Origin of the sequence: Pseudoclavibacter sp. AY1H1 (assembly GCF_002931055.1) — a bacterium.
In the GTDB taxonomy this organism is placed as follows: Bacteria; Actinomycetota; Actinomycetes; order Actinomycetales; family Microbacteriaceae; genus Pseudoclavibacter.
The window spans coordinates 75,535-94,996 of sequence record NZ_PSXX01000015.1 but is presented as its reverse complement, the minus strand read 5'-3'; the positions used below and the strand labels follow the sequence as shown (position 1 = coordinate 94,996).

Here is a 19,462-nt window from a genome sequence, read left to right as displayed (position 1 = left end):
GCACAGGGGGTGTTGCGCAGCTCGGGTGGGCGTTGCAGAGCGGGGGCGGGGCGGCGAGGTCAGCTCGCGCAGGTGGTGTCCTCCGCCGTCCGGCCGACGATGTCGTCGGAGAGGGTCAGCGGCTCGCCGGGCGCGGCAGCCGCGTCGTCCGATCGCGTCGCGTCGTCGGGCTGTTCCGGGCCTTCCTGCTCGCTGTCGCCGTCGGGTGCATCCGCTGCCTGGTCATCCTGGAACGACAGCGGCTGGTCGGCGCGGAGGGTCGCGAAGATGGCGTCGGTCTCCGCCGTGATCGGCTCGACTCGGTTCGGGTCCGCCCAATAGGGCGCGACGGGCAGCTGCAGCATGACGATGCGGTCGAGGTCGACGTTCGCGAGCGTCTGCGCGAGCGCGACGAGGCTGCTCGGCTGGGCGAGGGCCTCGTCGACGGTCATGGCCTTCGACGCGGAGTCGGCGAGCCCGTAGAGGGCCCCTGGGTTCGTGAGCGTGCCGGCGCTCGTGACCTTCCGAGCGAGGGAGGCGAGGAACGCCTGCTGCGCCTGGATGCGCCCCAGGTCGCTCCCGTCGGCGAAGCCGTGCCGCGTGCGCAGGAAGGCGAGGGCCGCCTCGCCCTGGAGGCTGTGGGTGCCCGCGGTCATGTACAGCCCCGAGTAGTCGTCGGCGATGTCGTTCTCGACGCACACGTCGACGCCGCCGATGGCCTCCGTGATGCCGATGACGCCGTCGAAGCCGACGACGATGAAGTGGTCGATGTCCAGGCCGGTGAAGTCGCGGATCGTGTCGAGCGAGCAGAACGGCCCGTTCTCGAGCGCCCCGTTGATCTGCGCGGCCTCCTGCGCTGGCACGATGGCACCGTCCGGGGTCGTGCATTCCGGGGTCGGCAGCATCGTGTCTCGGGGAATGCTGATGAGGGTCGCGTCCTCGCGATCGGCCGACACGTGCAGCAGCATCATGACGTCGGACCGCGCCCCGCTGGCCTCCCCGTAGTCGGCGCTCGACTGCCCGTCCCTGGAGTCGGAGCCCATGATGAGGATGTTAACGGGGCCATCCCATCCGGAGATCTCGGTGCCCGTTCCGTCCGCTCGACCCACGGCGTTGTCGGCGAGGTTGCCCACGACCTGGAAGTAGGTCGCGGAGATGAAGCCGATGCCGGCGACCATGGTCACGCAGACGGCCGCCGCGGCGGCGACCATGAGGCGGCGTCGCACGAACTTCGAGTTCGTGCGCCTGCGCCGCGAGACGTGGCGCCCGCTGCCGGTGATCGGGCGGCGAGGTCCAACCGCCGGTGTCCGCCTGGAGGACCGGGTTCTGGGCTGCGGCTCGTCGTCGCCGCCGCCGTTGAGCAGGGTCTCGATCACGGGATGCGGATCTGTGGGCCTCTTCATGGTCCCTCTCGCTCGAGGTCGATGCCCGCCGTCGGTCAAGGGAGGGGCGATATCTGACAACTGCCAATGTCTCGCGAGGCGCGGCGCAATGCAAACCGAGCGCCGCCCCGGAGGCCCCGGCCGTTCTGTCGATTCACGCAATATTTCCGGGCCGTTTCGGCCCATTGACGGTTCTCCGGGGATGGGCCATCATCACCAAATGACAACATCGGAAACCGCAGCGGCGGCGAAGCTCAACGAGGAGCTGCATGGTGGGGGACTGAGCGCGAAGGGCCTCTCCGCCGGCAAGGTCGGGGTGCTCGGGGCGGCCGTCATCGGCGTCTCCTGCATCGCGCCCGCCTACGCCGTCACGTCCGGCCTCGGCCCCACCATCGCGCAGGTCGGCGTCTACACGCCCGCCATCATGCTGGTCGGGTTCATCCCGATGCTGCTTGTCGTGTTCGGCTACCGGGAGCTCAACACGGCCATGCCGGACTCGGGCACCTCGTTCACGTGGGCGACCCGCGCGTTCGGTCCGTGGATCGGGTGGATGGGCGGATGGGGGCTCATCGCCGCGACCGTCCTCGTCCTCTCGAACCTCGCGGCCGTCGCCGTCGACTTCTTCTTCATCATGCTGGCGCAGATCTTCCAGAACCCGGAGCTCGCGGACCTGACGCGCGTGCTGTGGATCAACATCCCGATGACCGTCATCTTCACTGCCCTCGCCGCGTGGATCTCCTACCGCGGCGTCGAGTCGACGAAGAAGGTGCAGTACGTCCTCGTCGTGGTGCAGCTCATCGCCATCGTCTGGTTCATCATCGCGGCGTTCGTGCATGTCGGGAACGGCACCGCGTTCGACGCGACCCCCATCGAGCTGTCGTGGTTCAACCCGTTCGAGGTGGGCTCGCTCGCTGCGATCTCCGCCGGCGTCTCGCTGTCGATCTTCCTGTTCTGGGGCTGGGACACGGTCATCACGATGAACGAGGAGGCGAAGGATCCGGAGAAGACCCCGGGCCGTGCCTCCATGCTCACGATCTTCGTCATGGTCGCGATCTACGTGCTGATGACGCTTGCGGTCCTCGCCTACGCGGGTATCGGCGAGGAGGGCCTCGGTGCCGGCAACCCAGACAATCAGGAGAGCATCCTCGCCTCCCTCGCGGAGCCGATCATGGGCCCGTTCGCGCTGCTCATGACGGTCGCCGTCATGTTCAGCTCGGCGGCCTCGCTGCAGTCGACGATGGTGTCGCCCTCTCGCACGCTCCTCGCCATGGGGCATTACGGGGCGCTGCCCAGGTCGTACGCCAGCGTGAGCCCCCGCTTCAAGTCGCCGTCGGTGGCGACCATCGCCTCGGCGGCCGCGGCGATCGTCTTCTACATCGTGCTGCGGCTGCTCTCCGAGAACGCCCTCTGGGACACCATCGCGGCGCTCGGCCTCATGGTGTGCTTCTACTACGGCGTCACGGGGCTCGCATGCGTCTGGTACTTCCGCCGCTCGCTGTTCTCCTCGACGCGGAACCTGTTCTTCCGGTTCCTCTTCCCGCTGCTCGGCGGGCTCGCGCTGCTCTACTTCTTCTTCGAGACCGCCAGGGCGTCGCTGTCGCCGTCGTTCGGCTCGGGCTCCGCGGTCTTCGCGACGAGCTACGACGCCGACGGCATCGCGCAGGACGGCATCGGCCTCGTATTCGTGCTCGGGGTCGGCGTGCTCCTGCTCGGCGTCGTGCTCATGGTCGTGCAGTACGTCCGCAGCCCGGGGTTCTTCCGCGGCGAGACGATCAAGACGGGCGCGGATGGCGACGCGGAGCCTGCGCCGGCGCTGCAATGAAGCGGCTCGGCGCGGGCTCGGCCGCGCCGCTGTAGGCTGGCACGGTGAAGATCGCGCGCTTCGAATACCAGGGTCAGCTCACTTTCGGCATCCTCGACGAGGAGGAGAAGGTCTACGTCAAGCTGGCGGGTGACCCCCTCTACCTCGGCTACGAGACGCTCGACGAACGCATCCCGATCGACCAGGTGCAGCTGCAGTCGCCCGTGCTGCCGCGCTCGAAGGTGATCGGCTTCGGACGCAACTACGCGGAGCACGCGAACGAGCTCGGCAACGAGGCCGCCGAGGTGCCCATGATGTTCCTCAAGCCGAACACCTCGGTTATCGGCCCCCGCCACCCGATCGTGCTGCCGCCCCAGTCGGAGCGCGTCGACCACGAGGCGGAGCTCGCCGTCGTCATCGGCCAGGTCGCCCGCAACGTGCCGGCCGCCGACGCGGCTCAGGTCATCTTCGGCTACACGATCGCGAACGACGTCACGGCCCGTGACCTGCAGAAGAGCGACGGCCAGTGGGCTCGCGCGAAGGGCTTCGACTCGTTCTGCCCGCTCGGCCCGATCATCGAGACCGACTTCGACCCCTCGAAGGGCCGCATCACCGCTGAGGTCAACGGCGAGCTGCGCCAGGAGGGCGACCTCTCGCAGATGATCACGTCGGTCGCGAAGCTCGTCGAGTACGCGTCGAGCGTGTTCACGCTGCTGCCGGGCGACATCATCCTCACGGGCACGCCCGCGGGCGTCGGTCCGCTCGCGAAGGGCGACACGGTCACCTGCACGATCGAGGGCATCGGCTCGCTCTCCAACCCCGTCACCGCGCGCTAGGCGCTCGGTCGGGCAGAACCACCGCTGCCAGTCAGATGCGCCCCCTCGGCTTCCGAGAGGGCGCATCTGACTGGCAGCGTTCTGCGTGGGGGTGGGCCCCCGTCGCTAGCTCTTCGCGACCGCGGTCGCCGTGGCGAGCTGCTCGACGAGCATCGGGAGGAAGAACGGGATGGAGAGGGCGGTCGGCGAGATGGCCGCGCCGTTCTCCTCGCCCACGAGCGCTGCGACGGCGCCCTTGGAGACGGCGGGGATGAGCTTCGTGCGGTCCGAGGTCAGGAACGTCTGCAGCTGCTCCTCGGTCTCGGTCTGGGTGAAGACGACGTCCGCGTCGATCTTGTCGAGGTTCTCGCTGGAGACGGTCGTCGAGAACGTCGACTCCCCGGTTGCGAGTTCCGCGACGGATGGTGCGCTCGTGAAGCCGAGGTCGGTGAGCAGCTCGACGCGCGGGTCGTTCTCGAGGAGGAGGTAGAAGGTGTCCACATCCTCGGACGCGTAGGCGATCGTCGTGCCTTCGAACTCGGGGTGCTCGGCGGCCTGATCGGCGACCTGCTGGTCGAGGTCGGCGAGGATCTCGTTGGCGTCCGCCTCGAGGCCGAGGGCCTTGCCGGTGTCGGTGATGACGTCACGCCACGGCGTCGACCAGATCGCTTCCTCGGGGGCGACGACGGGCACGCCGGCCGCGGTGACGGCGTCGTACTCCTCCTGCGTGAGCCCGGAGTAGGACGCGATGAACACGTCGGGGTCGGTGGCGAGCAGCGCCTCCACGGAGAGCTCGTAGGTGGCGTTGTCGAGGATGACGGGGGCTTCGCCGCCGAGCTCCTCGATCTTGTCGGAGACCCACGGCGCGATGCGGTCCTCGCCTCCGCCGTAGTCCATCGAGGCCATGGCGACGGGGACGATGTCGAGCGCGAGGACCGCGTCGGTGACGCCCCATCCCCACGTCGCGACGCGGGTCGGCGCCTCTTCGATCGTGGTGGTGCCGTACATGTGCTCGAAGGTGACGGGGAAGCTCGCGGCGTCGCCCGGTGCGGCGGCCGCGTCGCTCGTGTCGGTGGCGGCGGGGGCGCAGGCGCTGAGTGCGAGCGCCGTGACCGCCACCGCGGCGGCGGCGATCGGTCGGAGGGTGCGGTTCATGGGGTGGTTCCTTTCGTGCGGATGCGTGAAGAGCTGGGGGTGGAGAGGGGCTACTCGGGCTCGCTGCCCGTGTGGGCGCCTCCCGGGACGGGGACGATGAGGGGTGTTCTGGTGAGGGGGTCCGGCATGACAAGCGCGTCGAGGGCGAAGGCGTCGGCGACGACCTCCTTCGTGAGCACCTCGGTGGGGGAGCCGTTGGCGACGATGCGACCGTCGCGCATCACGATGAGCTCGTCGGCGTAGCGGGCCGCGAGGTTCAGCTCGTGCAGGACGACGACGATGGTGGTGCCCTCGCGCCGGTTGAGGCTCACGAGCAGGTCGAGGACCTCGAGCTGGTGGCTGAGGTCGAGGAACGTCGTGGGCTCGTCGAGGAGGAGCACCTTGGGGTTCTGCGCCAGGGACATGGCGATCCAGACGCGCTGCCGCTGCCCGCCGGACAGGTCGCCGACCGGTCGATCGGCGAGCTCCGCGACGCCGGTGCGGCGCATGGCCTCGTCGACGTGCTTCGTGTCGGCGGTTCCCCAGCGGTCGAAGAGTCCGCGGTGCGGGTGCCGGCCTCTCGAGACGAGCTCGGCGACCGTGAGTCCGTCGGGGGCGGTCGGATGCTGGGGGAGCATCCCGACGGTCTGCGCGAACCGGCGCCTGGGGATGCTGGCGGCGTCGACGTCGTCGAGCTGCACGCTGCCGGCGAGGGGCGAGGTGAGGCGCGCGAGCACGCCGAGGAGGGTGGATTTACCGCAGGCGTTGGCGCCGATGATCATCGTGATGCGGCCCGGGGTGATGTCGAGGTCGAGTCCTTCGATGACGGTGCGGCCGGGGTAGCCGGCCGAGAGGCCGCGCGCGGAGAGGCGCGGCCCCGCTGGCGCTGCGGCGGTGGGGTCGACCCAGGCTGCGGGTGCTTGGTGGTCGCCGGTCACAGCTGGCGTCCTTTCGTCGAGGCGAGGAGCCAGAGCAGGAACACGGCGCCGACGGCCCCCGTGACGACTCCGACGGGCAGTGAGGTGTCCGGGATCGCGAACTGCGCGACGAGGTCGGCGCCCGTGAGGAGAGCGGCCCCCGTGATCGCGCTTGTCCCGACTCCGATGGAGCCGTGGCCGAGCAGGGACCTGGCGATGGCCGGTGCGCAGAGCGCGATGAACGAGATGGGCCCCGCGAAGGCGCACGTGACGGCGGTGAGCAGCACGGCGGAGACGACGGCGATCATCCGCACCCGGCTGGTGGTGACGCCGAGCCCGGCGGCCGTGGATGCGCCGAGCTGGGTGATCGGCAGCCAGCGCGCGGAGATGAGCACGGCGGGGAGGAGCGCGACGGCGACGACGGCGACGACGGTGAGGTGCCACCACGCGGTGGAGGCGAGGGAGCCCGTGACCCAGAGCAGCGCGGCCTGAGCGAGCTCGACCTGGCTGCGGACCATGAGGTAGTTCATGATGGCGACGGTGAGGAACGAGATGCCGATGCCGGCGAGGATGAGCCGGAAACCGGCCTCGCCTCGCCTGCCTGCCGCGAGGAGCAGGATGGCGGCGACCGCGAGCCCCCCGGCGAAGGCGGCGACCGCGAGGATCGGCCCGGTGACGCCGAAGATGAGGAGCAGGAACACGGCTGCGACGCTGCTGCCGCCGCTGATGCCGAGGAGGTCGGGGCTCGCGAGCGGGTTTCGGAGCACGCCCTGCAGGAGGGCGCCGGCGACGCCGAGGCAGGCGCCGACCAAAACGCCCATGAGCACGCGCGGGAGCCGCACCTGGAAGAGCACGTAGGACTCGAGGCGGTCGCCGCCCCCGAGCAGGGTGCGCGCGAGCTGCTCGAGGGTGAGCGGGTAGTCGCCGGTCGTGACGCCGAGGAGGACGACGGCGATCAGAGCCACGGTGACGCCGCCGACGACGAACCCGCGGCGCCGTCTGACGCGGGCTCGCACCGCCTCGAGCGGCGACTCGGAGCCGCGGAGGGGCGCTGCCGTGTTCTTCGGGAGGACATCGCGGGCGGTCACAGGGCCACCTGCTTGCGGCGGAGGACCAGCGCGATGAGCACCGGGGCGCCGACGAAGGCGACCACGACACCGGCCTGGACCTCGCCCGGCGGCGCGATGACGCGGCCGACGATGTCGGCGATGAGCAGCACCGCGCCGCCGAGGGGCGTGCCGATGAGGAGGAGCCGCCGGTAGTCGTCGCCGACCATCGCGCGCAGGGCGTGCGGCACGAGGAGCCCGATGAAGACGATGGGCCCGGCGATCGAGGTGGCCCCGCCGCAGAGCAGCACGGTCGCGAGGATGCCGAGCGCGCGCGTGCGCGGCACGTTCTGGCCGAGGCCTGCCGCGGTGTCGGCGCCGAGGGCGATGAGGTCGAGGCCGCGCGCGCTCGCGATGGCGATGATGCCGCCGATGAGCAGGGGGATCGCGACGACGGCGACCGTGTCGAGGCCGCGCGAGGTGAGGCCTCCGACCTGCCAGTAGCGGAAGACGTCGAGCGCCACGATGGAGGTGGTGAGGATGAGGGTCGTCACGGCGGTGAGGCCGGCGGTGACGGCGGCGCCCGTGAGCGCGAGCTTCGCCGGATTGTCGCCGTCCGGGCCGCGCGTGCCGATGACGGCGACGACGACTGCGGCGACGGCAGCCCCAGCGAAGGCGAACCACACGAACCCGGTGGGTGCGGAGATGCTGAAGAACGTGATGGCGACGAGCACGGCGACGGAGGCACCCGCGTTGATGCCGAGGAGCCCCGGGTCGGCGAGGGGGTTGCGCGTGATCCCCTGCATGAGGGTGCCGGCGACGGCGAGCGCCGCGCCGGCCAGGACGCCGATGAGGGTGCGGGGGATGCGCTGGTCCCTGACCACGGTGTGGTCGGCCAGGTCCGGGTTCGGCGCGAGCAGGGCATCCACGACCACGGATGGCGCGACGGTGCGGGCCCCCACGAGGAGGCTCACGATCACGGCGACCAGGAGCAGGGCGACCGCCCCGACGGCGACGAGGCGGACGCGGCGCGCGCGTGCGCCCGCGATCATTCCTGGTGCTCGGACTGGCCGAGTCGCCAGTACCCCATGAAGGCGACGCGCTTGCGGTCGACGCCGTTGGTGGTCACCAGGTGGCGGCGGAGGGTCTTGATGGTGGCGGCCTCGCCGGCCATCCACGCGTAGAACTCGCCTTCGCCGTCCTCTGGGCTGTCCCAGAGGAGGTCGACGTCGACGTCGATGTCGGCGATCTGCTGCGGGCGGGGGGCCGCGGCCTGCGCGAGCGCCTCGGGGGAGTCGAGGCACCACTGCTGCAGGGCTTGCGTCAGCCGGGCGCCGTGGGCGGCGCCGTCGCGGGGCAGCCAGGTGATGCGGAAGCTGGCGGGCACGTCGATGGGGATGATGTCGGCGCTCGTGGGCACCTCGAGGAGCGCATCCACCTCGCACCGGTCGCTGAGCGATTCGAGGATCGAGCCGATCGCGGGAACCGCGGTCTCGTCACCCGCGAGCAGGAGGCGCTTGGCGGTGCCGGGATGCCAGTCCGCGCCGAGGTGCGAGTGCTCGCTGCGCTGGTCGGGGCCGACGATGACGAGGTCGTCGCCCGGCTTCGCGTTCTCGGCCCAGGCGCCCGCCGGACCCGCGCCGTGGTGCACGACGAAGTCGACGTCGATCTCGCGAGCGTCCGGGTCGACGCGGCGCACCGTGTAGGTGCGCAGGGGGCTGCGGCGTTCCGTGGGGGTCGTCCGCCAGCGCTCGTACCAGAGGCCGGCGTCGAGCACCTCTGCGTCGCGCTGCCCGAAGTCGCTGGTCGTGCCGTCCGCCATGGGGAGGATGAGCTTGATGCGCTGGTCGAGTCCGGTCGTGCCGAAGTGCTCGAAGTCGTCGCACGTGAAGGTCACCCGGGTGAATGCGGGAGCAAGGCGCTGCACTGCTCTGACCTCGGCGCAGTACGGCCGGTAGGCGGGGCGGGTCTGAACAGCAGTGGAAGCACTCACCGAGCAAAGATAAGCCTTGCCTTACCCCTGCGTCCAGTTCTGGAGACGATCTTCGGCTTCCACTTGCGTGCTGCTTTCGGGTTTCATACGATGTGTGCAGTTACTGCAACCGCGTTGCAACATATGCAACACATTCCCAACGAAGTGGATGGAACCCCGATGAAGCGACGTCCTTCGAAACTGGCGCCCCTCGCGCTGCTCGCCACCGCGGCGACCGTGCTCTCCCTCTCCGGCTGCGCGAACCGCGCGGGCGGAACCGCAGGTGGCGAGGAGTTTCCCTCGCAGGCCATCACGTTCTACACGCCGACGCAGGCCGGAGGTGCGACCGACCTCACCGCCCGCACCCTCGCGACGCAGCTCGAGTCCGAGCTGGGCCAGTCGATCGTCGTCGACAACCGACCCGGCGGTGCCGGCTCCGTCGGCATGCAGCACGTCGCCGGCCTCGCGGCTGACGGCTACTCGATCATGGTCTTCCCCGTCGAGGTGAGCATGCTCGGCCACCAGGGGTACGACATCGACCCCGCCAGCTACGACTTCCTCGGCATCGTCAACGAGCAGCCGGGCACGATCGCGGTCCCCGCGAACAGCCCGTACCAGACGCTCGAGGAGCTCGTCGCCGCCGCGGCGGCGAGCCCGGGCAGCGTCACGATCTCCAACGCCGGCCCCGGCTCGATCTGGGAGGCCGGGGCGACCGAGCTCGGCAACGTCGCCGGTGTCGAGTTCCAGGGCGTGCCCTTCGACGGCGGCGCCCCCGCGGTCACGGCAGCTGTCGGTGGCCAGGTCGACGCAGTCGTCGCCGGCATCGGCGAGACCGCTCCCGCTGACGAGGACGGGCGACTCCGCGTGCTCGCCGTCTTCACCGAGGAACGCGCCCCCGCGCTGCCTGACGTGCCGACGGCGGGCGAGCAGGGCTACGACGTCGTCATCGGCAGCTGGGCCGCCGTCGGCGCGCCGACCGGGCTCGACCCCGCGGTCAAGGAGTCGCTGCAGGCGGCGCTCGAGACCGCGGCCGGCAGCTCCGAGTACGTCGAGCTCATCGAATCGGGCGGCAACATCCCCGTGTTCATCCCCGGCGACGAGGCGACCGACTTCGTGAAGGCCGAGAACGAGCGCTTCGCAGAGCTGTTCGGCGAGTAGAGGCGTGACCGTCATGGATAGATCAGTCGAGGCGAACCCGCTCGACGTGGCGCTCGGCGTCGACGAGGAGACCACCGAGTCTCGGCCCGTCAGCCGGCGGCGGGACATGCTCATCGCGGCGGGTGTGATCGCCGTCGGCGGAGCATCCATCGCCCTGGCCGTCGCCGTCGTCCCGGCGACGGGCGGCGACCCGTTCGGCCCGCGCTGGTGGCCGACCGTGCTCGGCGGGGCGATCGTGCTCCTCGGGGCGCTGCTCGTCGGGGTCGCCATCCGCAAGCCGGATGCGCCGAGCGAGGACGCCCCCACGAAGCGCGGCATCTCGCGGATGCTCCTCATGCTCGCGGCCATCGCCGCCTACGGCGTCGCCTGGTACTTCCTCCACTTCGTGATCGTCACGCTGCTCCTCGCCGCCGGACTCACGTTCGTGCTCGGTGGCCGCGGCTGGCGCGACCTCGCGCTGTTCCCCGTCATCGTGACGGTCGTGCTCTACGGGGTCTTCGGGCTCCTCCTGGGGGTGCCGCTGTGAACGGCATCACGGAGGGGCTCGGCGCGCTCCTCGACCCCACGATCGCGCTGTGCCTCATCATCGGCGTGCTCCTCGGCACGCTCGTGGGCGCCATCCCCGGCATCACGGCCACGATGGCCGTCGCGCTCGCGGCCGGCTTCACCCTCACCCTCGAGCCCCTCCAGGGTCTCGCGGTGCTGCTCTCCATCTACATCGCCGCGCAGTTCGGCGACCGGGTTCCGTCGATCCTCATCAACACGCCTGGCACCCCCGCCTCGATCGCGACGACCTTCGACGGGTACCCCCTCGCGAAGCAGGGCAAGGCCGGCATCGCGCTGACGAGCTCCGCGCTCGTCTCTGCCGTCGGCTCCTTCGCCGGCATCCTCATCCTGCTGTTCCTCGCGCAGCCCATCTCGGGCTTCGCGCTGAGCTTCGGGCCGATCGAGATGTTCGCACTCGTCGTGTTCGGGCTCACCATGATGATCGGCGTCTCCGGCGACCGCGTCATGAAGGGCCTCGCAGCCGGAGCCTTCGGCCTGTGGCTCGGGACGATCGGCAACGACCCCATCTCGGGCGACCAGCGCTTCACGTTCGGGATCCCGGAGCTCTCGAGCGGCGTGCCGTTCATCGCCGCCATCATCGGCCTCTTCGGCATCGCCGAGGTCTTCAACCAGGTCATCTCCGCCAAGAGGGGCCCCGAGCCGCAGCCCATCACGCAGCTCGGCAAATGGTGGCCGAACAAGGCGGAACGCAAGCTGCTGCGCAAGCCGACGGCCATCGGCACGGGAATCGGCGCCGTCGTCGGCGTCATCCCGGCGGCCGGCGGCGACATCGCCGGCGTCATCGCTTGGGACCAGGCGCGCCGCGCCTCCAAGACCCCCGAGAAGTTCGGGAAGGGCGCACTCGAGGGAGTCGCGGCCGCCGACAGCTCGAGCACCGCGACGATGGGCGGATCGGTCACGACGACCCTGTCGCTCGGCGTGCCAGGCGACTCGGTCATGGCCGTCATGCTCGGCTCCATGATCGTGTGGGGGCTCCAGCCGGGGCCGAGCCTGTTCGCGAACCGCCCCGATCTCGTCTTCAGCCTCTCCGCGATCATGCTCATCGCCACCGTGCTGGCGCTGGCCCTCGCGCTCGTGCGCATGCGCGGCGTCGTCAAGCTGCTCGCCATGCCGAAGCGCTACCTCTCGGTTGTCATCGTCACCTTCTGCATGGTCGGCACCTTCGCCGTCTCCAACTCGGTGTTCGACGTCGTGCTCATGTTCGCCTTCGGGCTCCTCGGGCTCGCGATGCGACGCTTCGGCTTCCCGCCGGGGCCCCTCGTGCTCGGCCTCATCCTCGGGCCGCTCGCGGAAGGCAACCTCCGGCGTGCACTCCTCATCGACGGCTACGGAGCGGTCTTCACGAGCCCCATCGCGCTGACGCTCATCATCCTGAGCATCCTCGCCGTTCTCGCCCCGCGCATCCGCGCCCTGCTGAAAGGACGGTCGACGCGTGAGCGCACCGAAGAGCCCATTCTCAAGTAGCGCCGTGCTCGCGAACGCCCCGCGCGCCGGTCGCGTGCTGTGCCTGGGCGAGACCATGGCCATGGTCACGCCGACCCACGTCGCCCCGCTCAGGGAAGCCGTGAGCTTCGCCGTCAAGGCCGGGGGCGCGGAGTCGACGGTCGCCATGTACCTCGCCGACTCCGGCGTCCCCTCCAGCTGGGTGAGCTGGCTCGGCGACGACCCACTCGGGTGGCGCCTCCTCGACGAGGTGCGCGCGAGCGGCGTCGACGTCGCAGGCGTCCAGCTCGTGCCGGGGGCGCCCACCGGCGTCTACTTCAAGGACCCTGGCGACGGGGAGACCACCGTCTACTACTACCGGGCCGGTTCGGCCGCTTCGCGAATGGATGCGACCGTGCTCGCCCAGCTCGACTGGGAGGGCGTCGCCGCCCTCCATGTGACGGGCATCACCGCCGGCCTCTCGGCAAGCTGCTCGGCGATGCTCGAAGCCGTCATGCTCGAGGCGCGGCGGCGCGCCATCACCGTGTCGTTCGACGTGAACTACCGGCCCGGGCTCTGGAGCATCGAAGCCGCGGGGCCGCGACTCGCGGCGCTCGCAGCGCTCGCGGACCTCGTGTTCGTGGGCCGTGACGAGGCAGAGACGCTGTGGGGCGAGGGCCGCCCGGCGACGCTCCACTCGCGGCTCGGGCTGCCCGGCAGCCTCGTCGTGAAGGACGGCAGCGTCGGCGCAACCGAGGTCACTGTCGTCGACGGCAGCGTGTCCTCGGCGTTCGTGCCAGCGCATCCCGTCGACGTCGTCGAAGCCGTCGGGGCGGGCGATGCCTTCACGGCCGGCTACCTCGGTGCGATGCTTGGCGGCGAGCCCGTCGATGCGTGCTTGAACCGAGGGCACGGGCTCGCCGCCCGAACCCTCGGCAGCACACACGACTTCGTCCCGGCCTGATCGGAGTCCCACCATGTCCCAGAGCATCCACCGCGCAGCAGAGATCCTCGAGTACGTGAGCCTCGCGCCGCGCACCCAGTCGGAGATCGCCGCCAAGCTCGGCGTGCACCGATCGACGGCACTGCGGATGCTGCAGACGCTCACCGAGACCGGGCTCACCCGCCGTCACGCGGACAGCAGATATGGGGTCGGCTACCGGCTGAGCGGTCTCGCCCGGGCGGCCAGCGACCAGTTCGACCTGCGCAACATCGCCCGCCCCGTGCTGCAGGAGCTCGGCAGGGACTGCACGCACACCGTGCACCTCGCCGTCCTCGAGGGTGACCGCATCGTCTACGCCGACAAGATCGAGCAGCCTGGGATGGTCAGGCTCTACTCCCAGATCGGGCAGCCGGTGCTCCTGCACACGGCGGGCGTCAGCAAGGCCATCCTCGCCCAGCAGGACGTTGAGAAGACCGACCGGATGCTCGAGGGCTACGAGTACACGCCATACACCGACAACACGATCGTCTCGCGCGCCGCCCTCGACGCCGAGCTCGAGCGCACCCGCGAACGCGGCTGGGCCGTCGACGATGCCGAGTACGAGAACTTCATCAACTGCATCGCCATGCCCATCCGGGACTCGAGCGACACGGTCGTCGCGGCCGTGTCCATCACCGCACTCAAGGCGAGTGCCGACCTCGACGCACTCGCCGAATGGCAGCCGCGCCTCGACGACGTCGTCCTCGCCATCTCCCACGACCTCGGCTGGAGACCACATGACTGACACCTTCGACACCATGTTCGCCGAATCGCCCGTCATGGCGATCCTGCGCGGCTACACCCCGGAGCGCAGCGTCGAGCTCGCGAACCTCGCCTGGTCGCTCGGCATCTCGAGCGTCGAGGTGCCCATCCAGAACGATGCCGCGCTCGACGCGCTCCGCGCCGTCGTCCGCGCCGCCGAGCCCGGCGGACACGCGGTCGGCGCCGGCACCGTCGTCTCGCTCGCCCACGTCGAACAGGCCAAGCAGGCCGGAGCCACGTTCACCGTCGCACCCGGCCTCGACCCCGCCGTCATCGAGGCGGCCCAGGCCGCGGGCCTCGCCCCGCTGCCCGGTGTGGCCAGCGGGACCGACATCCAGCTCGCGAAGGCGCTCGGCCTGACCTGGGTCAAGGCGTTCCCCGCCAGCGTGCTCGGCGCCGACTGGTTCTCGGCCATGCGAGGGCCGTTCCCCGAGATGCGTCTTGTCGCTACGGGCGGCATCAACGCGGCCAACGCGGGGGAGTACCTCGCGGCAGGAGCCGACGTCGTCGCCGTCGGCAGTGCGCTCGAGGACGAAGCGCAGCTGCCCCTCCTCTCCGCGCTCCGCGCATCCGCTCCCGCGCGCTGACGCTGCCGCGCATCCACAACCTCCTCTGACAGAAAGGGCTCCCATGACCGCCCAGCTCACCCCCCGCTACAGCCCAGCAGCCGACCGCTACGAGCGGATGCAGTATCGCCGTGTCGGCCGCAGCGGACTGCAGCTGCCCGCGATCTCGTTCGGCACCTGGCACGGCTTCGGCGACGACACCCCCCTCGCGAAGCAGCGTGAGCTGCTGCGGCACGCATTCGACCTCGGCATCATGCACTTCGACATCGCGAACGGCTACGGCCCGCCCTTCGGCTCGACCGAGGCGAACGTCGGCCGGATCCTGCGCGAGGACTTCGCGGGCCTGCGCGACGAGCTCGTGCTGTCGACGAAGGCCGGATACCCCGTTTTCCCAGGCCCGAACGGCTCGGGCGGCGGCCGCAAGCACCTGCTCGGGAGCCTCGAGAACAGCCTTGGCCTGCTCGGCACCGACTACGTCGACATCTTCTACAGCCACCGGTTCGACCCCGAGACGCCCCTCGAGGAGACGGCGGCCGCGCTCGATGCGATCGTGCGCAGCGGGAAGGCCCGCTACGTCGGCGTCTCCTCCTACTCCGCGGAGCGCACCGAGGAGGTCGCCGGCCTCCTGCGCGAACTCGGGACGCCGCTGCTCATCTCGCAGCCGTCGTACTCCCTCCTGAACCGCTGGATCGAGGACGGCGAGCCGTCGGTGCTCGAAGCCAACGCGACGGCCGGGGCTGGCGTCATCGCGTTCTCCGGCCTCGCCCAGGGGCTGCTGACGAACAAGTACCTCGGGGGAGTGCCGGAGGGGTCGCGGGCGACGCAGGGCAAGACGCTGCGCGACGGGATGCTCAGCGACGAGAACCTCGAGCGGGTGCGCGCCCTCAACGCCATCGCGGAGCGTCGCGGGCAGACGCTCGCGCAGCTCGCGATCGCCTGGGTGCTGCGCGACGAGCGGATCACGTCCGCCCTCATCGGGGCGTCCCGCACCTCGCAGCTCGACGACCTCGTCAGGTGCCTCGACGCGGCGCCGTTCACCGACGCCGAGCTCGCAGAGATCGACACCTACGCCGTCGACGGCGGCATCAACATCTGGACGGCGTCGTCGGATGCCTGACGCGCCAGCGCAGGAGCGGGTGCAGGAGCAGGCGGGCGACAGCTCGGCCGTCACCGCCGCCGACGCCCTCGCGGATCTCGCGCGCATCCGCGCCGAAGAGGCCGAGCTCGTCTTCACCAGGTTCTCGCGCGATGATGCGTGGCGGCTCGGCTCCCGGATGCGGGAGGCGGCGGCGGCTCGTTCGCTGCCCGTGGTCATCGGCATCGTCGTCGGACAGCAGCGGGTCTTCCACGCCGCACTCGACGGCGCTGTGCCGGACAACGACGCGTGGCTCGAGCGGAAGACACGCGCGGTGCTGCACTTCGAGCAGTCATCGCTCGGCGTTGGTGCGCTGTTCCGCTCGCTGGGGCGCGTCTACGAGCAGGAGTCGCGACTCGACCCCGACGAGGTCGCCGCGAACGGCGGCGTGTTCCCCGTTCGCATCGACGGGGTCGGTGTCGTCGGCGCGGTCGGCATCTCGGGGCTGCCGCAGGTCGAGGACCATGCGTTTGTCGTCGAGCAGCTGCGGGAGTTCCTGGCCGAGGCGTAGCGCACGCGCACCTGCCGCACCCACCGCGCGCACCTGCCGCACCCACCGCGCGCATCCGCCGCCACGCCGGGTGCTTGAGGCGGCGGCGTCGCGCTCGATATCCTGATCGGCTGCGACGCCGCAGCTTCATCGCACCAACAGGAAGCACTTCGATGTCGCCCGACACCACCGTTCCCGACTCCGCCGGCCCCGAAGCTGCGGCTGCCCAGGATGCCGCCGCCTCGGATTCCGCCAAGCCGACCCCCGCCGCCCCGGCTGGCTTCAGCGCGGAGCCCCTGCGCATCCCGTCTTCGCTCGACGATGTCGCGGCAGCGGCGTTCCACGAGATGACGGCCCTGCGCAACGCCGTCACGAGGGACACGTACCGCAACGACGACTTCGTGCTGCCCGCGGAGGTGCTGCTGCCGGGGTACGAGCCGAGCGAGTACGAGCGTCGGGACGGCCGCCTCATCCGCGAGCACGGTCGGCTCGTGGGGCGTGTGCTCTTCGACTTCCCGCTCACCGAAGACGTCGAGATGGCGAAGATGATGCTCGAGATCCACCCGGATGCGCGGGGCCGCGGCTTCGGGGCGGCCGCGTACGAGGTCGGGGAGCTGGCGGTGCGAGACGCGGGTCGCTCGGAGATCCGCACGTGGGTGGTGCACCGAGAGGTGGCTGGGCCGCGCATCCCGTCGCCGAGCGGTGTCGGGGACATCCCGGCACTGGATCCGGCCGCGCAGATGCTGCTGCGACGAGGGTTCGAGCTCGGTCAGGTCGAGCGCATGAGCGTGCTCGAGCTGGGCGCCGAGCACGACGACGCCCTGCGCGCGCTGCGCGATGGCGCCAGGGAGGCCGCGGGCGTCGAGTATCGCTGCGTGTCGTGGTCGTACCCGACGCCGGACGAGTTCATCGACGGCTACGCGGCGCTGAAGGCGCGCATGAGCACGGACGCCCCGCAGGGTGACCTCGTCGAAGATGAGCAGGAGTGGGACGCGAGGCGTGTCCGCGAGGAGCTCGAGGCGACGGCGATCGCCCGCGGCGACAGCGTGCTCGTGGGGGCAATCCAGCACGTTCCGACCGGGGAGCTCGTGGCCTTCAGCGAGCTGCAGCGGATGGACGACGGCACGAGGCGAGCCGACCAGGAGGACACGCTCGTGCTGCGCGAGCATCGCGGCAACCGGCTCGGGATGCTCGTGAAGGCGGTGAACCTGCTCGCCTGGAGGGCGATGCACCCCGACGTCGAGCGGGTCTACACGTACAACGCCGAGGAGAACCGCCCGATGCTGAACGTCAACGAGGCGCTCGGCTTCCGACCCTTCGTCAGCGAGGGTGCCTGGCGGAAGGTGCTCGTCTGAGTCGAGCCGCGCCCACTCGGTGACCCGCGCCGCCCCGGTAGGCTGGGGGTCTCATGACTGCATCCTCTTCTTCGCTTGTGACCACCGCTACGGGCAGCGATGTCCGTGTCCGCTTCTGCCCTTCGCCGACGGGGACCCCGCACGTCGGGCTCATCCGCACCGCCCTCTTCAACTGGGCCTACGCGAAGCACACCGGGGGCACGTTCGTGTTCCGCATCGAGGACACGGATGCTGAGCGCGACTCCGAGGAGAGCTACCAGCAGATCATCGACGGGCTCGGCTGGCTCGGGCTCGGCTGGGACGAGGGCGTGAACGTCGGCGGGCCGCACGAGCCGTACCGTCAGTCGCAGCGAACCGACATCTACCTCGACGTCATCCAGAAGCTCCGCGACGCCGGCCACCTGTACGAGTCGTTCGCGACGGGTGAGGAGATCGAGGCGCGCAACGTGGCCGCCGGTCGCGACCCGAAGATGGGGTACGACAACTACGAGCGCGACCTGTCGGCCGACGAGATCGCGCGCCTCAAGGCTGAGGGCCGCGAGCCGGCGCTGCGCCTTCGAGTGCCGGACACCGACCTCTCGTTCGACGACCTCGTGCGCGGCGAGATCACCTTCAAGGCCGGGTCGTTCCCCGACTTCGTGCTCGTGCGACCCAACGGCAAGCCGCTCTACACGCTCGTGAACCCCGTCGACGACGCCCTCATGGGCATCACGCACGTGCTCCGCGGCGAGGACCTGCTCTCCTCGACGCCCCGCCAGATCGCGCTCTACCACGCGCTCATTGACGTGGGAGTCGCCGAGTTCATCCCGCGCTTCGGGCACCTGCCGTACGTCATGGGCGAGGGCAACAAGAAGCTCTCCAAGCGCGACCCCGAGTCGAACCTCTTCCACCACCGCGACCGCGGCTTCCTGCCGGAGGGGCTCCTCAACTACCTGTCCCTGCTCGGCTGGTCGATCGCCGCGGACCGCGACGTGTTCACGATGGACGAGATGGTCGTCGCGTTCGACGTCGAGGACGTCAACCCGAACCCCGCGCGCTTCGACCTCACCAAGGCCGAGGCCATCAACGGCGAGCACATGCGGCTCCTGGGTGCCGACGACTTCGCGCACCGCCTCGTCGCGCCGCTGCAGCTCGCCGGCGTGCTCCCGCTCGAGCCGACGGATGCGCAGCTCGCGCTCCTCGGGCGTGCGGCGCCGCACGTCCAGGAGCGCATGCAGCTCCTCGGCGAGGCTCCCGAGATGCTCGGTTTCCTCTTCGTGGATGCCGCCGACCTCGTGGTCGAGGACACGGCCGTCGGCTCCCTCAAGGGTGACGTGACGGGTGTGCTCGACGCCTCCATCGCTGCCCTCGACGCGCTCGAGGCGCCAGAGGCGTGGACGACGGAGAACATCGAGGCCGCCCTCCGTGGAGCCCTCATCGAGGGGCTCGGCCTCAAGCCGCGCGTCGCGTTCGGCCCGATCCGCGTGGCCGTCTCCGGCCGCAAGGTCTCCCCGCCGCTCTTCGAGTCGCTGGAGCTGCTGGGCCGCGAGCAGTCGCTCGCCCGCATGCGCTCGCTCGTCTCGCGCCTCGCCGCGTAGCCGCGCCGCGCCGCGTCCGCTCCGCGGCGCCGCCGCTCGGTTCGGCAGCTCGGCTCGCATCCGCGCTTCGTCTCGGGATGGGGAGCGCGCTTCCTGATGGGTTCTTTCCCATCCGGAAGCGCGTTACCCATCCCGAGACTCGTTTGTGGGGGAGTGGTCTTGCGCGCTCGACTCTGCGTCGAGTCGCGCCTGGTGGCGGAGTCCGCGTTGCGGCTCGTGCTCGGCGCCGCTCTGCGCCGCGCATCCGCTGGCCCCGCACACCCGCGCACTCGCATCCGCTCCTCGTTTCGGGATGAGTAGCGCGCCTCCGGATGGGTTCTTTCCCATCCGGAAGCGCGCTACCCATCCCGAGACTCGTTTGTGGGGGAGTGGGCTCGCTCGCGGGGAGTTGGCACGCTCGCG

The 19,462-nt window shown here is 70.5% G+C and carries 18 protein-coding genes; 12 read left to right on the top strand and 6 right to left on the bottom strand.

Annotated elements, in window-relative coordinates; genetic code table 11:
- Positions 1–59: 59 nt before the first annotated feature.
- A complete protein-coding gene (locus C5E05_RS17915; protein ID WP_181059723.1) occupies positions 60–1,382 on the bottom strand; it encodes an LCP family protein in 1,323 nt (440 codons plus the stop codon).
- Positions 1,383–1,581: 199 nt separating this feature from the next.
- On the opposite strand from C5E05_RS17915, the gene C5E05_RS17910 reads away from it, so the two are divergent.
- Entirely contained in the window at positions 1,582–3,183 is a 1,602-nt protein-coding gene (locus tag C5E05_RS17910) for an APC family permease (RefSeq protein ID WP_181059721.1), read from the top strand.
- 44 nt (positions 3,184–3,227) lie between these two features.
- A complete protein-coding gene (locus tag C5E05_RS17905; RefSeq protein WP_104240461.1) occupies positions 3,228–3,998 on the top strand; it encodes a fumarylacetoacetate hydrolase family protein in 771 nt (256 codons plus the stop codon).
- 105 nt (positions 3,999–4,103) lie between these two features.
- Here the strand turns inward: C5E05_RS17905 and C5E05_RS17900 are convergent, their stop codons facing one another.
- The 5 genes from C5E05_RS17900 to C5E05_RS17880 are packed head-to-tail and all read right to left on the bottom strand — an operon-like array spanning position 4,104 to position 9,067.
- Positions 4,104–5,132: an ABC transporter substrate-binding protein gene (locus tag C5E05_RS17900; RefSeq protein ID WP_104240462.1), complete on the bottom strand. Its 1,029-nt coding sequence runs from the start codon at positions 5,130–5,132 to the stop codon at positions 4,104–4,106.
- Between the two features lie 50 nt (positions 5,133–5,182).
- Positions 5,183–6,049: an ABC transporter ATP-binding protein gene (locus C5E05_RS17895; RefSeq protein ID WP_104240463.1), complete on the bottom strand. Its 867-nt coding sequence runs from the start codon at positions 6,047–6,049 to the stop codon at positions 5,183–5,185.
- Positions 6,046–7,116 (bottom strand): iron chelate uptake ABC transporter family permease subunit, encoded by a 1,071-nt coding sequence (locus C5E05_RS17890; protein ID WP_258063029.1) that lies wholly within the window; start codon positions 7,114–7,116, stop codon positions 6,046–6,048. The genes C5E05_RS17895 and C5E05_RS17890 overlap by 4 nt, the downstream gene beginning before the upstream one ends.
- Entirely contained in the window at positions 7,113–8,126 is a 1,014-nt protein-coding gene (locus C5E05_RS17885; RefSeq protein ID WP_104240464.1) for an iron ABC transporter permease, read from the bottom strand. Before C5E05_RS17885 ends, C5E05_RS17890 begins: the two co-directional genes overlap by 4 nt.
- Complete coding sequence (locus C5E05_RS17880; protein WP_104240465.1) at positions 8,123–9,067, bottom strand: siderophore-interacting protein; 945 nt, start codon at positions 9,065–9,067, stop codon at positions 8,123–8,125. The genes C5E05_RS17885 and C5E05_RS17880 overlap by 4 nt, the downstream gene beginning before the upstream one ends.
- A gap of 159 nt (positions 9,068–9,226) precedes the next feature.
- On the opposite strand from C5E05_RS17880, the gene C5E05_RS17875 reads away from it, so the two are divergent.
- The 10 genes from C5E05_RS17875 (at position 9,227) to gltX (ending at position 19,060) form a co-directional block, all read left to right on the top strand.
- Positions 9,227–10,204 (top strand): tripartite tricarboxylate transporter substrate binding protein, encoded by a 978-nt coding sequence (locus tag C5E05_RS17875; protein ID WP_104240466.1) that lies wholly within the window; start codon positions 9,227–9,229, stop codon positions 10,202–10,204.
- A 13-nt stretch (positions 10,205–10,217) separates the two neighbouring features.
- Complete coding sequence (locus tag C5E05_RS17870; protein ID WP_146081178.1) at positions 10,218–10,730, top strand: tripartite tricarboxylate transporter TctB family protein; 513 nt, start codon at positions 10,218–10,220, stop codon at positions 10,728–10,730.
- Complete coding sequence (locus tag C5E05_RS17865; protein WP_104240468.1) at positions 10,727–12,235, top strand: tripartite tricarboxylate transporter permease; 1,509 nt, start codon at positions 10,727–10,729, stop codon at positions 12,233–12,235. The genes C5E05_RS17870 and C5E05_RS17865 overlap by 4 nt, the downstream gene beginning before the upstream one ends.
- Positions 12,204–13,157, top strand: coding sequence for a sugar kinase (locus C5E05_RS17860; protein ID WP_258063030.1), 954 nt, complete (start codon positions 12,204–12,206; stop codon positions 13,155–13,157). The genes C5E05_RS17865 and C5E05_RS17860 overlap by 32 nt, the downstream gene beginning before the upstream one ends.
- Positions 13,158–13,170: 13 nt before the next feature.
- Positions 13,171–13,920, top strand: coding sequence for an IclR family transcriptional regulator (locus C5E05_RS17855; protein ID WP_104240469.1), 750 nt, complete (start codon positions 13,171–13,173; stop codon positions 13,918–13,920).
- Entirely contained in the window at positions 13,913–14,524 is a 612-nt protein-coding gene (locus C5E05_RS17850) for a bifunctional 4-hydroxy-2-oxoglutarate aldolase/2-dehydro-3-deoxy-phosphogluconate aldolase (protein ID WP_104342705.1), read from the top strand. The genes C5E05_RS17855 and C5E05_RS17850 overlap by 8 nt, the downstream gene beginning before the upstream one ends.
- A gap of 43 nt (positions 14,525–14,567) precedes the next feature.
- Positions 14,568–15,620 (top strand): L-glyceraldehyde 3-phosphate reductase, encoded by a 1,053-nt coding sequence (mgrA, locus tag C5E05_RS17845; RefSeq protein WP_104342704.1) that lies wholly within the window; start codon positions 14,568–14,570, stop codon positions 15,618–15,620.
- Complete coding sequence (locus tag C5E05_RS17840; protein WP_104342703.1) at positions 15,613–16,149, top strand: heme-degrading domain-containing protein; 537 nt, start codon at positions 15,613–15,615, stop codon at positions 16,147–16,149. The genes mgrA and C5E05_RS17840 overlap by 8 nt, the downstream gene beginning before the upstream one ends.
- 152 nt (positions 16,150–16,301) lie before the next feature.
- Positions 16,302–17,483 carry a GNAT family N-acetyltransferase gene (locus tag C5E05_RS17835; RefSeq protein ID WP_104342702.1) on the top strand — a complete coding sequence of 394 codons (1,182 nt, stop codon included), beginning with the start codon at positions 16,302–16,304 and terminating at the stop codon, positions 17,481–17,483.
- Positions 17,484–17,536: 53 nt separating this feature from the next.
- Entirely contained in the window at positions 17,537–19,060 is a 1,524-nt protein-coding gene (gltX, locus tag C5E05_RS17830) for a glutamate--tRNA ligase (protein WP_104240474.1), read from the top strand.
- Positions 19,061–19,462 lie beyond the last annotated feature (402 nt).